The 12,669-nt window shown below is 68.2% G+C and carries 10 protein-coding genes and 1 tRNA gene; 9 read left to right on the top strand and 2 right to left on the bottom strand.

Annotated features, from left to right (window positions below; translation table 11 throughout):
- Positions 1-186 precede the first annotated feature (186 nt).
- Positions 187-771 carry a lamin tail domain-containing protein gene (locus tag B0293_RS32925; protein ID WP_245191873.1) on the top strand — a complete coding sequence of 195 codons (585 nt, stop codon included), beginning with the start codon at positions 187-189 and terminating at the stop codon, positions 769-771.
- A 192-nt stretch (positions 772-963) separates the two neighbouring features.
- Here the strand turns inward: B0293_RS32925 and B0293_RS32920 are convergent.
- Positions 964-1,036, bottom strand: a tRNA-Ala gene (locus B0293_RS32920).
- A 269-nt stretch (positions 1,037-1,305) separates the two neighbouring features.
- On the opposite strand from B0293_RS32920, the gene B0293_RS32915 reads away from it, so the two are divergent.
- The gene (locus tag B0293_RS32915; protein ID WP_005153227.1) at positions 1,306-3,459 is read left to right on the top strand and encodes an RICIN domain-containing protein; all 2,154 of its coding nucleotides are present in this window, start codon (positions 1,306-1,308) and stop codon (positions 3,457-3,459) included.
- Between the two features lie 105 nt (positions 3,460-3,564).
- Complete coding sequence (locus B0293_RS32910) at positions 3,565-4,119, top strand: HdeD family acid-resistance protein (protein WP_005153225.1); 555 nt, start codon at positions 3,565-3,567, stop codon at positions 4,117-4,119.
- On the opposite strand, the gene B0293_RS32905 is transcribed toward B0293_RS32910, so the two are convergent.
- The gene (locus B0293_RS32905) at positions 4,106-4,822 is read right to left on the bottom strand and encodes a GNAT family N-acetyltransferase (protein WP_005153221.1); all 717 of its coding nucleotides are present in this window, start codon (positions 4,820-4,822) and stop codon (positions 4,106-4,108) included. The genes B0293_RS32910 and B0293_RS32905 overlap by 14 nt on opposite strands.
- A gap of 32 nt (positions 4,823-4,854) precedes the next feature.
- Between B0293_RS32905 and B0293_RS32900 the strand changes: the two genes are divergently transcribed.
- The 6 genes from B0293_RS32900 (at position 4,855) to B0293_RS32875 (ending at position 12,650) form a co-directional block, all read left to right on the top strand.
- Positions 4,855-6,510 (top strand): FAD-dependent oxidoreductase, encoded by a 1,656-nt coding sequence (locus B0293_RS32900; protein ID WP_005153219.1) that lies wholly within the window; start codon positions 4,855-4,857, stop codon positions 6,508-6,510.
- Complete coding sequence (locus tag B0293_RS32895) at positions 6,507-7,928, top strand: ATP-binding protein (RefSeq protein WP_005153216.1); 1,422 nt, start codon at positions 6,507-6,509, stop codon at positions 7,926-7,928. The genes B0293_RS32900 and B0293_RS32895 overlap by 4 nt, the downstream gene beginning before the upstream one ends.
- 279 nt (positions 7,929-8,207) lie before the next feature.
- A complete protein-coding gene (locus B0293_RS32890; protein WP_005153213.1) occupies positions 8,208-9,296 on the top strand; it encodes a hypothetical protein in 1,089 nt (362 codons plus the stop codon).
- Entirely contained in the window at positions 9,296-10,450 is a 1,155-nt protein-coding gene (locus B0293_RS32885) for a toxic anion resistance protein (protein WP_005153211.1), read from the top strand. The genes B0293_RS32890 and B0293_RS32885 overlap by 1 nt, the downstream gene beginning before the upstream one ends.
- Entirely contained in the window at positions 10,447-12,072 is a 1,626-nt protein-coding gene (locus B0293_RS32880; protein ID WP_005153208.1) for a VWA domain-containing protein, read from the top strand. Before B0293_RS32885 ends, B0293_RS32880 begins: the two co-directional genes overlap by 4 nt.
- Positions 12,069-12,650: a hypothetical protein gene (locus B0293_RS32875; RefSeq protein WP_005153206.1), complete on the top strand. Its 582-nt coding sequence runs from the start codon at positions 12,069-12,071 to the stop codon at positions 12,648-12,650. Before B0293_RS32880 ends, B0293_RS32875 begins: the two co-directional genes overlap by 4 nt.
- The last annotated feature ends 19 nt before the right edge of the window (positions 12,651-12,669 follow it).

The following is a 12,669-nucleotide window of genomic DNA, read 5'->3' as shown; positions in this document are numbered from 1 at the left end:
AGTTTGTGTAACACGAGAAAGAGCGAATGCGGACAATTCTCGACAACCGGGAAAGTACCGGAAAACTGGCCCCTCCCGGCGAGGTCCCGGCTCTCGGATAATTGTGTTTTCAACGCCGACAAAAGCTGAAAGGAAAATCCCGTGCGACGAATTCTGGGCGCCTCAGTCGTATTTGCGATTCTGGCGATGGGTATGGCGGGCGGTGTCGCGAACGCTGCCGGTGAGACCGAGGGGACCGAGGTCGCGCCGCTCGTCTCGTCCACCGTGGTCGTCAACGAGGTTTCGACCCGCGGCCTGAACGGTCAGCTCGACGAGTTCATCGAGCTGCACAACATGTCGAGCCAGCCTCTGGACATCAGCGGCTACCAGGTTCGCATCTACTCGCCCGCGGGCGTCGTGACCGACACGATCGTCGTGCCGGCGGGCACGGTCCTGCAGTCGAAGGGTAACTCCGGTCAGTACGTGGTTTTGGTCGGACAGAACTTCTCCGGCACCATCGCCGACCAGACGAACGTCATCCCGTTCACGCTGACCACCGCCGAGGGCATCCCGACCGCCGGTGGTGTCACGGTGCAGAACCTGGCCGGCACGAAGCTCGACGGTGTGGCCTTCAGCAACGCGGTCACGCAGGCCCGTGAAGGCCAGGCCGCGGTTCCGGAGAGCGCCACCACCGACCAGCTCAACGCGTCGAACACCCGCAACATCCTGAGCACCGACACCGACAACAACCGGGTGGACTTCTCGCTGCAGCTGCGCAGCGCGGGTCAGTAAGAGCGATCCCTCTCGCCTTGGAAGGCCCGGGCCCTTCCAAGGCGAGATCTCGCCAACGAGCATTGTGGAGCAGATGATCTGACCCCAGTTGGTCGGCGAACTGAAGTTCGCCATGCCGATTCTCAAAGTGGGGCACAACGAAAAAACCGCCCTACCTGGACAAACCTGCCAGATGGGCGGTGTTTCGTACTGTGGAGCTAAGGGGACTCGAACCCCTGACCCCCTCACTGCCAGTGAGGTGCGCTACCAGCTGCGCCATAGCCCCGGAGCGAAGTTGTACTCCGCATCTCGTGTGTCCATACATTACACCGCCCGCGATGGCCGTTCGCGCGGGGGTCACTCTGTGCGCTCCCGATCGCTGGAACCGACGTTGACCTGCATCTTTGAGACTTATTTTTAGACGTGTATTGACTCCGCGTGTGACCGCCGTTACGTTTTCGACCATCGTGACGCCGAGGTCCCCGCCCGCTACGCCGCGTCTCCACTGGGCTCCGCCTCAGCTCGCCCTGCCCGAATGACGCGGAGGAGGTCCTGATGAGGGCCAGAGCAGCCCTGATATCCCTGTTGTCCCTGGTCGGAGCGCTGATCGTGGTGGCTCCGGCGGCGCAGGCGGCCATCGTTCCCGATACCTGGTACACGGTGACGACCACGAGCGGGAAGTGCGTGGACGCGCGTGCCGCCGGGTCGGCCAACGGGACGGTCGTCCAGCAGTACGCCTGCAACCAGACCTTTTCCCAGCAGTGGCAGTTCCAGCCGACGTCGGGTGGCTACTACCGGGTGAACACGCGCAACAATCCGGCGCAGGTGTGGGACGTCGCCGAGGTGTCGACGGCCGACGGCGGGCTCGTCCACCTGTGGGCCTACGGCGGCGGCAACAACCAGCAGTGGCAGCCGGTCGAGGAAGCGGGAGGGGCGTATCACTTCGTGAGCCGCAACAGCGGCAGGTGCCTCGACATCCCTGGCCTCTCGACCCAGGACAGCACCCAGCTCCAGCAGTATTCCTGCAACGGGTCCGGCGCCCAGTCCTTCCGGCTCACGCCGGTCACCGGCACCGCCAACCCCGACCTCGGGCCGAACGTGCTCGTCTTCGACCCGGGGATGTCGCAGTCGGCGATCCAGTCCCAGGTCAACAGCGTGTTCTCGCAGCAGGAGACCAACCAGTTCGGCACGAACCGGAAGGCGCTGCTGTTCAAGCCTGGCTCGTACAACGTCGACGTCAACGTCGGGTTCTACACGCAGGTGCTCGGGCTCGGCCTCTCGCCGGACAACGTGACGATCAACGGCGCGGTGCACGCGGAGGCCGACTGGTTCCAGGGCAACGCGACGCAGAACTTCTGGCGTGGCGCGGAAAACCTGTCCGTGAACCCCAACGGCGGCACCGACCGCTGGGCCGTTTCGCAGGCCGCGCCGTACCGCCGCATGCATGTCCGCGGCAACCTTCAGCTCGACGACGGCGGCTGGTCCAGCGGCGGCTGGATGTCCGACGTCAAGGTCGACGGGCAGGTGCGGTCCGGCTCGCAGCAGCAGTGGATCTCCCGCAACTCGCAGTTCGGCAGCTGGAGTGGCTCCAATTGGAACATGGTGTTCGCCGGAGTCAACGGCGCGCCGTCGACCAGTTTCCCGAATCCGCCGTACACCACGGTGAACACGACGCCGGTCGTGCGGGAGAAGCCGTTCCTCTACGTCGACAACGCGGGCGCGTACCAAGTCTTCGTGCCGTCCACGCGCACCAACGCTTCGGGCATCACGTGGGGCGGCAACCAGCCGGGTGCGTCGCTGCCGATCAGCCGGTTCTTCATCGCCAAGCCCGGTACGACGGCGTCGCAGATCAACGCGGCCCTCGCCGAGGGCAAGGACCTCCTGGTCACCCCAGGCGTCTATCACCTCAACGAGACGCTCCGCGTCACCCGGCCGGACACCGTCGTGCTCGGCCTCGGCCTGGCGACGCTGATCCCGGACAACGGCATCACCGCGATGACGGTGGCCGACGTCGACGGCGTCAAGGTCGCCGGCGTGCTGATCGACGCGGGCACCACGAACTCGACCACGTTGATGGAGGTCGGTCCGGCGAATTCCGCGCAGGATCACGCGACCAACCCGACCTCGCTGCACGACGTGTTCTTCCGCGTCGGCGGGGCGGGCGTCGGCAAGGCCACGAACAGCCTGGTGGTCAACAGTGACGACGTCATCGGCGACCACCTGTGGATCTGGCGCGCCGACCACGGCAGCGGCGTCGGCTGGAACACCAACACCGCCGACACCGGCCTGATCGTCAACGGCGACGACGTCACGATGTACGGCCTGTTCGTCGAGCATTACCAGAAGTACCAGACGCTCTGGAACGGAAACCGCGGCCGGACGTACTTCTACCAGAACGAAATGCCTTACGACCCACCGAATCAGGCCGCGTGGATGAACGGCTCGACGCGGGGTTACGCGGCCTACAAGGTGGCGAACTCGGTGACGAACCACGAGGCGTACGGGCTCGGGAGTTACTGCTTCTTCAACGTGAATCCGAGCGTGGTCGCGGATCGCGCGATCGAGGCACCGAACAATCCGAACGTCCGCTTCCGCAGCATGGTCGCCGTCTCCCTCGGCGGGAACGGGACCATCGGCCGGGTCGTCAACGACCGCGGCGGACCGGCGAATTCGGGTTCGAACGTGGCGAATCTGGTCGCCTATCCCTGATGGACCCCGGTGCGCGCCGTGATGGCGGTCGCGGCGCGCACCGGCCTTTCACCCCTACGGGTGGCATGCCGCGCGCTCGCCTCCGGGCGCTCCGATACTCGGGGCATGCCTCTCGTCGGTCTCACCGTCGTCGAACCCCGCCTCGCCTGGCCGCTGGCCGCCGTCCGCGGGGTTTTCGCCATCCTGTTCGGCGTGCTCGCGCTCATCTGGCCCGGCGCCACCGTCCTGGCCCTCGCGATCATCTACGGCATTTACGCGATCATCGACGGCATCGGCGGCCTGATGCAGGCCTTCCGGCCGGGTGACGCCGCCCATCGCGCCGCCTACGGAGTCCTCGGCGTGCTCGGTATCGCCGCCGGTGTCCTGGTCCTGCTCTGGCCGGGGATCACGGTGCTGGTGCTGGCCTTCCTCGTCGGGTTCTGGGCCATCTTCACCGGCATCGTCGAGATCGTCGCCGCGATCCGGCTGCGCAAGCAGATCGAGGGCGAGGCCTTCCTCATCGCGGCGGGCGCGCTGTCCCTGATCGCGGGCATCGTGATCGTGATCAACCCGATCGCCGGCGCCTACGGGATCGCGCTGCTGGTCGGGATCTACGCCCTGCTGTACGGCATCATGCTGCTCGTCCTGGCCTTCCGCCTGCGCAAACTCACCCAAGCCTGAAAGCCTGTCGCAAGTGGACCCGCGCCCCGGCGCGGCGCAGGTTCGACAGGCTCGGCGAGCCCTCCACAGCGGTCGCGACGGCGAAGCGGTGCCCTTCGCGGGCGGCCTCGGCGAGACCATGCGCCATCAGCCGCGCCTGCGCGCCTCGGCCGCGATGTTCCCGTGGCGTGGCCGAACCGCCGAGGAGGACGCCAGGGCCGTGCGAACTCATGGCCGCGGCGGAGATCGGCACGCCGTCCTCGACGAGCAGCGACCGCCGGATCCGCGGATCGCGGTGCTCGGCGGCGATGAACTCCGTCACGGCGCCGCCGCTTTCGTACCCGTCGAGCAGGATGCGGAGGAACACGTCGATGCCGGGTGAGTCGTCGATGTGCGAACCCGTCGGAGTCAGGTCGGTGAGCGGGAGGATCGCGATCGGGCGGACGCCGTCGGGCACGAGACCGGGCGGGTTCAAGCCCGGTGGCAGCACGAGCGTCGGCGGGGCGCCGTCCCAGCACGATGCGACGGCGAGCCGGAGAGCCGACGGCAGGTTCTCCTCGGTGACACCGGAGATCGTGCGCAGGAAGCTCAACTCCGGCGCGGTGGCCAGCACCGCGAGCAGCCCGTCTTCGCGCCACGCGGAGAAAGTGCCCGGTAAACCCGCGGCCGCTTCACACGCGAGGGCGGTACGGGCGTGGATCACTTCTTCGGCTTCGGTCAGCACGACCCGAACGTAATAGGGATTAGGCTGAACCGGTGAGCCAGCCGATCCTGTTGACCGTCGACGACGATCCCGCCGTGTCCCGTTCGGTCGCCCGCGACCTGCGCAAACGGTACGGGAAGGACTATCGGATCATCCGGGCCGATTCCGGTGCCGACGCCCTCGAAGCCCTGCGCGAGATCAAACTGCGCGGCGACGCCGTGGCCGCGATCCTCGCCGACTACCGGATGCCGCAGATGGACGGCATCGTCTTCCTGGAGAAGGCGATGGACCTGTTCCCGAACGCCCGTCGCGCGCTGCTGACCGCGTACGCCGACACCGACGCCGCCATCCAGGCGATCAACGTCGTCGATGTCGACCACTACCTCCTCAAGCCGTGGGACCCGCCGGAGGAGAAGCTCTACCCGGTCATCGACGCGCTGGTGGAGACCTGGCGCGCGGTGGGAGAGCGGCCGGTCGACGAGATCAAGCTCATCGGCCACCGGTACTCGTCGCCGTCGTTCCACCTGCGTGACTTCCTGGCGCGCAACGCCGTGCCGTACCGCTGGTACTCCGTTGACGACGACGAGGGACGCCGGATCCTAGACGCGGCGGACGCGGCGCCCCAGGACATCCCGGTGCTGGTCACGCCCGACGGCACGGTGCTGCGCCAGCCGTCCGGACCCGAACTCGCCGACGCCGTCGGCCTGTCCACGCGCCCGGCGCAGGAGTTCTACGACCTGATCGTCATCGGCGGCGGGCCCGCCGGGCTCGGGGCGGCCGTGTACGGCGCGTCGGAAGGCCTGCGGACGGTGATCGTCGAGCGCAAAGCCACCGGCGGCCAGGCGGGCACCAGCTCCCGCATCGAGAACTACCTCGGCTTCCCGGACGGCGTTTCCGGCGCGCAGCTCACCGACCGCGCACGGCGGCAGGCGCTCAAGTTCGGCGCCGAGGTGCTCACCGCCCGCGACGTCGTGGGCCTGGAGGCGCGCGGCTCCGCGCGGGTGGTCATGTTCGGCGACGGCACCGAGATCTCCGCGCATTCCGTGGTGCTGGCCAGCGGCGTCAACTACCGCGCACTGGAGGCTCCCGGCGTCGCCGAGCTCGCCGGCCGCGGCGTGTACTACGGCTCGGCCGCCACCGAGGCGCCCGAGTGCAAGGGCGAGCACGTCTACATCGTCGGCGGCGCGAACTCGGCGGGCCAGGCCGCGGTGTTCTTCTCCAAGCACGCCGCCGACGTCACCATCCTCGTCCGCGGCCAGTCGCTCGAAGCGTCGATGTCGCATTACCTGATCGAGCAGATCGCCGCGATCGAGAACATCCACGTCCGCACCCGGACCACGGTGGTCGAAGCACACGGCGACGACCACCTCGAACGGCTCACCCTGTGCGAGAACGGCGGCGCGACCGAGACCGTGCCGACAGGGCACCTGTTCATCTTCATCGGCGCCGCGCCGCGCACCGACTGGCTCGGCACGGAGATCCAGCGCGACGACCATGGCTTCGTGCGGACCGGCCCCGATCTGATCACCGAAGGCAGCCCGCCGCCGGGCTGGCCGCTGGACCGCGACCCGCACTACCTGGAGTCGTCCATCCCCGGCGTGTTCGTGGCGGGCGACGTCCGGGCCGCTTCGGTGAAGCGCGTCGCCTCGGCCGTCGGCGAAGGCGCCATGGCGGTCACTCTCGTTCACCGGTACTTGGAGGAGCAATGAGCGTCCTGCCCAGGGAGGAACTGCGCGGGCTCTTCCTTTTCGAGCACCTCAGCGAAGAACAGCTGGACTGGATCGACGAGCACGCCGTGCTCGAGCAGTACACCGGCGGCACCACGGTCATGCGCGAGGGCGAACCGGCCACCTGCTTCTACCTCCTGCTGTCCGGCGCGCTGCGGATGACGCGGCTCGTCGGCGGCACCGAGGTCGAGACGATCCGGTCCGACCAGCGCGGCGCGTACTGCGGTGCGACGCAGTTCTTCGTGCACCAGGAGACCGAACACACCTACGGCGCTTCGGTGCACGCGGTCAGCGATCTCACCTTCCTGACCCTGCCCGCGGCCGAGTTCGCCACCGAGTTCCGCCGCTGGTTCCCGATGGCGACGCATCTGCTGGAGGGCATGTACCTCGGCTGGCGCAACAGCGACACCGTGATCGGCTCGCGTCGGCGGCTGCTCGCGCTCGGCGAGCTTTCGGCCGGGCTGACCCACGAACTCAACAACCCGGCCGCCGCGGCCGTCCGCGCGACGGCGTCGCTGCGGGAGCGGGTCGCCGGTATGCGGCACAAACTCGCGATGCTGGCGAAGAAGAACGTCGATCCGACGCTGCTTGAGCAGTTGCTGGAGATCCAGGAACAGCTGGTCAAACAGGTCGCCTCGGCACCGAAGCTGACCGCGATGCAGCAGGCCGACCGCGAGGACGAGATCGGCGACTGGTTCGACGACCACGGCATCGACCAGGGCTGGGACCTCGCCGACATCTACGTCCGCGCCGGGCTGACCGTGCCCGATCTGGACCGGCTGCTCGACTCGGTCGGGGAGACCTTCCTCGACGGCGCCGTCCGCTGGCTCGCGTACGCGCTCGAAACCGAAATGCTGATGGGCGAGATCGAGGACTCCACGACCCGGATCTCGGTGCTGGTCGGCAAGGCCAAGCAGTACTCCCAGATGGACCGCGCGCCACACCAGTGGATCGACGTCCACGAAGGACTCGACTCCACCCTCGTCATGCTGGCGGGCAAGATCGCGCCGGGCATCCGCGTGGTGAAGGAGTACGACCACGCGGTGCCGAGGATCCCGGCGTACGCGGGCGAACTGAACCAGGTGTGGACGAACGTCATCGACAACGCGCTCGGCGCCATGGGCACCGAGGGGACGCTGACCCTGCGGACGTCCCGGGTGGACGATCACGTGCACGTCGAGATCGGCGACACCGGACCGGGCATCCCGGCGGAGGTGCGGCAGCGGATCTTCGAGCCGTTCTTCACCACGAAACCGGTGGGGCAGGGGACCGGGCTCGGCCTGGACATCTCCTGGCGCATCGTCGTCGAACGGCATCAGGGCGATCTGCGGGTCGACTCGGAGCCGGGTGACACGCGGTTCACCGTGTGCCTGCCGGTCTCGGAGCAGTCCGTGATCTGACGGGGGCCGGGTGGTCGTGTTCGGCGGAGTCCCGGAGCGTTGCGAAAGCCACTTTCGCAACGTTCAACGTTGCGAAAGTGGCTTTCGCGATACCCGAGGTCGGCGTGCGGGCGAGTGACCGAGCATCCCTCCGCGTCTGATTTCCCTTTCGCCCCAACGTTTCGCCAGAAACTGACGACTTCCTACGTTCATCGATCGTTCACTTCGAAATGGCTCGCCCGCGCGTCAAAAGAGTCGAACGGGCTGAAGGATCAAGCCTGTGAACGAGGGGGTGGGCCGGTGAAACGCCGTCTGTCGATCGGCCTGGCCGTGGTGCTGCTGCTGGCCGTGGTCGCCGTGATCGTCTGGGGCCGGGGCGGTGACGAGAACACCGCGCAGGGCACGGATCTGACCACGGTGCGCGGGGTCATCGGTTCGGAGAAGCTGGCGTTCTTCTCCGACAAGCGGGTGGCGGACGCGTTCGCCAAGCACGGCCTCAAGGTCGAAGTGGACACCGCGGGGTCGCGCCAGATCGCGAGCATGGACCTCGGGCAGTACGAGTTCGCGTTCCCGTCCTCGTCGCCCGCCGCGCAGCGGATCCAGCGCGACCACAAGGTGACCGGCGTGCACACGCCGTTCCAGTCGCCGATGGCGATCGCGACCTTCGAGCCGATCGTGAACCTCTTGAGCGCCAACGGGATCGTGCGTAAGGGCGCCGGGGACTACCAAGTGCTCGACGTCGCGAAGTACCTCGAACTCGCGCAAAAGGGCACCCGCTGGGACCAGTTGCCCGGCAACACCGCGTTCCCGGCCCGGAAGAACGTGCTGGTCACGACCACGGACCCGCGTGAATCGAATTCGGCGGCGATGTACCTGTCGATCGTTTCCTTCGTCGCCAACGGGAACAACGTGGTCAGCACACCCGAGGCCGAGGCGAAGGTGCTGCCCGGGGTGTCGAAGCTGTTCATCGACCAGGGCTACACGCAGAACAGCACCGAGGGCCCGTTCGAGGATTACCTCGCCGCGGGCATGGGCAAGACGCCGATGGCGCTGATCTACGAGTCGCAGTTCGTCGACAGGCTCGTCCGGGCCGACGGCTCGATCCGGCCGGACATGCGCCTGCTCTACACGGCGCCGACGGTGTACTCGAAGCACACGCTGGTCCCGCTGAAGCCGAACGGCGATCAGGTGGGCAGGCTGCTCGCGACCGACCCGGAGCTGGGGAAACTCGCCGCCACCTTCGGTTTCCGCACCGGGGACCCGCGGTTGTTCGCCGACGTCGTCGCCGCGGCCAAGGCGCCGGTGCCCGCGGATCTGGTGGACGCCGTCGAGCCGCCGTCGTACGAAACCCTCGAGCGCCTGCTCGATGCCGTCAAGAAGCAGTACTGATGGACGATTTCACGCTCACTCCACCGGAGCCGGTGGAGGCGATCCCGGCCGAGCGGGCGGCCGGTCTGGTCACCCTCGGCCCGGAGGTCCACGCCGAAGTCGCGAAGCGCGCGGAGAAGTTCGCCGAGCGGCTCGAAGCGCTCGACGTCCGATCGCCGGAGTTCACCCGGGTCCTGGACGAACTGCTCGCGGTGGGCGAGTCCGACATGCGCGCGGCGGCGACCGTCGCGGGCGCGCTGCTGGACCGGTCGGCCCGGGCACTGGCGGAAGTCGGGTCACCGCAACAACAAGCAACGGTGAGCCTGGCCGGGCTGCGGCGGACCGTGGCGGAGATCGACCCGGCGAAACTGCCGATCACCGGCCGCAAGCTGATGGGCCTGATCCCGGTCGCGGGCAGTGCGAAGAAGGCGCTGGACCGCTATCGCGCGGCCAACGAGCCGGTGAACGCGCTGGTCGTGGATCTGCGAGCACGGCAAGACGTCCTGCGCCGGGACAACGCCGCGCTCAAGGGCGAGCGGGAGCGGCTGTGGGGGACGCTCGGCAAACTGTCCGAAGCGGCCGCGTTCGCCGAGGCCGTCGACACGGCTGTCGACCGCCAGGCGGGAATCTTCGACTTCACCGATCCCGCGCGGGCCAAGGCATTGCGGGCCGACGCGCTGCACCCGATCCGGCAGCGGCACCAGGACCTGCTGACCCAGCTCGCGGTGAGCGCGCAGGGCTATCTCGCGCTGGATCTGGTGCGGCGCAACAACGACGAGCTGATCCGCGGGATCGAGCGGGCGGTGTCGACCACGGTCGCGGCGTTGCGGGTCGCGCTGCTGGTGAGCGGTGCGCTCGCCGGCCAGCGTGACGTCCTCGACGAGGTCCGGGCCGTGCAGGCCACCACCGACGGGCTGATCAGGACGAACGCCGAGATCCTGGAACTGCGCGGCGCCGAGATCCAGCGCGCGGGCAGCGATCCGGCCGTCGCGGTGGCGACGATCCGCGAGTCGTTCGACCGGATCTATCGCAGCATCGACGCGATCGACGAGTACAAGGCGGGGGCCGTCTCGACGATGGCGGCGACCGTGGAGGCGTTGTCGGGGGAGATCCGGCGGGCCGAAGACCATCTGCGCCGGTCTCACGAGACGGCGACGGCCGAGGGGGCATCGTGAAACGCTGGGCGGTCCTGGCGATCAGCGCGGTTTGCGCGCTGTCGCTGGTTTCCTGCGATTCGAGCAAGGGCGAGACACGCGGCCTGGGGGAGGCCGAACCGGGGACGCTGCGGGTGCTCGCGGGCAGTGAACTGGCGGATATGCAGCCGCTCCTGGAGCAGGAGGCGGCCGCGACCGGGGTCAAGGTCAAGTTCCAGTTCACCGGGACGCTGGAGGGCACCGAGTCGCTGGCGAACGGGAAGGTGGACGGTCAGTACGACGCCGTCTGGTTCTCGTCGAACCGGTACCCCGCGGCGGTTCCGGAGGCGGCGAAACGGCTGGGCGAGCAGGTGAAGATCATGAGCTCGCCGGTGGTGCTCGGCCTGTCCGCGTCGGCGGCGCAGCGGCTCGGCTGGACCGGGCGGCCGGTGGGCTGGGGCGAGATCGCCGAGCAGGCCGGGAAGAAGGCCTTCACCTACGGCATGACCGACCCGTCGGCGTCGAACTCCGGTTTCTCGGCACTCGTCGGGGTCGCGTCGGCGCTCGCGGGCGCGGGCAACGCCGTCGACGCGCAGCAGATCGCCTCCGTCACCCCGAAACTGACCGAGTTCTTCAGCGCGCAGGCGATGTCGGCGGGTTCGTCCGGCTGGCTCTCCGAGGCCTACCAACGGCGAGCGAGCGGACAGGACCCCGGCAAGAAGGTCGACGGCCTGATCAACTACGAGTCCGTCCTGCTGTCGATGAACGCGAGCGGAAAACTCCCCGAGCCGCTGACACTGGTGTATCCCTCCGACGGTGTCGTCACCGCCGACTATCCTCTGACGTTGGTGCAGGGCGCGAATTCCGACGCGCGGGACGCGCACCGCAAGCTGGCCGAGCGGCTGCGCACACCGGACGCGCAACGCAAGATCATGGAGACCACGCAGCGCCGCCCGGTCGTCCCTGGTGTCCAATTAGGACAGCAGTTCGCGCAGAAGGACCTGTTGGAGCTGCCGTTCCCCGCGACGCAGCAGGCTGTCGACGCGTTGCTGGGCGCCTACTTCGACAAGATCCGGCGTCCGTCGCGGACGCTGTACGTCCTCGACACCTCCGGTTCCATGGCGGGTGACCGGATCGAGTCGCTGCGCACCGCGCTGATCGGGCTGACCGGCGCCGACGGATCACTGACCGGCCGGTACCGCCGCTTCCGCAGCCGCGAAGAGGTCACGATGCTGCCGTTCGACACCGTGCCCGGCCGCCCGGAGACCTTCGCGGTGCCTGAAGGGGATCCGCAGCCCGCGCTGGACAAGATCAAGACTTTCGCCGAAGGCCTCGACGCGAACGGCGGCACGGCGATCTACGACAGCCTCCAGCGCGCGTACGACATCATGGGCCCGCTGGTCGCGCGCGATCCGGACCGGTTCACGTCGATCGTCCTGATGACCGACGGCGAGAACGCGAGCGGTTCCACCTTCGAGGACTTCCAGCGGAAGTTCCCGTCGCTGCCGGAGACGATGCGGCAGATCCCGGTGTTCACCGTGATCTTCGGCGAGGGCGATTCCGCCGAGCTCGGCGAGGTCGCGAAACGCACCGGCGGCAACGTGTTCGACGCACGCGGCGATGTGCTGCCCAAGGTGTTCCAGGAAATCCGCGGCTACCAATGATCCGGTACCTCGGCTCCACGAAGAACCTCGCCGGCTGCGTCGGCGGGCTGATCGGGCTCGCACTGTACCTGACAGGCGTCGTCGGCGGGCTGTGGCCGGTGGTGGTCGCCGGGCTGTACGCGGTGTTCGCCCTGCTCGCGCCGCCCGAACGCGTCCGGCTGGTACCGGTGGACACTGGGCATCTGCGCGCGGACCTCGTTTCGTTGGTGGAGAAGGTGACCGCGCAAGCACAGCGCATGCCGGAGTCCTCTGTGGACGGTGTTCGGCGGGTCGCCGAAGTCCTCGACGACCTGTTGTCGAGGCCGGAACGGCTGTCGGCCAACCCCGACGTCCAGCACGAGGTCACCCGGCTGGCGCGGACGGATCTCCCGCTGTCCGTGCAGACCTATCTCAACCTGCCGTGGTGGTTCGCCGCCAAGCGGCGGGCGAGCGGCGAGCCGAGCGCGGCCGAGGAACTCCTCGCGCAGTTGGAACTGCTGGAGACCGAGGCGCACCGTGTCGCGGAGCGGTTCTACGCCGGCGACGTCCATCAGCAGGCCGACCACACGCGCTATCTGCGCGAGCGGGGCGAGGCCTGAGGCCGTCCCGGTCACCGGT

The sequence above is a fragment of the Amycolatopsis azurea DSM 43854 genome (assembly GCF_001995215.1).
Taxonomy (GTDB): Bacteria; Actinomycetota; Actinomycetes; order Mycobacteriales; family Pseudonocardiaceae; genus Amycolatopsis; species Amycolatopsis azurea.
Note: the sequence above shows the minus strand (reverse complement) of the source record. Positions and strands in the feature narration are given on the sequence as shown.

What these genes read in the sequence shown, in the direction of transcription:
- B0293_RS32895 (WP_005153216.1), top strand. Translation starts at nt 6,507, where the DNA reads ATGAGCGTCCTGCCCAGGGAGGAACTGCGCGGGCTCTTCCTTTTCGAG.
- B0293_RS32925 (WP_245191873.1), top strand. Translation starts at nt 187, where the DNA reads ATGGGTATGGCGGGCGGTGTCGCGAACGCTGCCGGTGAGACCGAGGGG.
- B0293_RS32915 (WP_005153227.1), top strand. Translation starts at nt 1,306, where the DNA reads ATGAGGGCCAGAGCAGCCCTGATATCCCTGTTGTCCCTGGTCGGAGCG.
- B0293_RS32885 (WP_005153211.1), top strand. Translation starts at nt 9,296, where the DNA reads ATGGACGATTTCACGCTCACTCCACCGGAGCCGGTGGAGGCGATCCCG.
- B0293_RS32910 (WP_005153225.1), top strand. Translation starts at nt 3,565, where the DNA reads ATGCCTCTCGTCGGTCTCACCGTCGTCGAACCCCGCCTCGCCTGGCCG.
- B0293_RS32875 (WP_005153206.1), top strand. Translation starts at nt 12,069, where the DNA reads ATGATCCGGTACCTCGGCTCCACGAAGAACCTCGCCGGCTGCGTCGGC.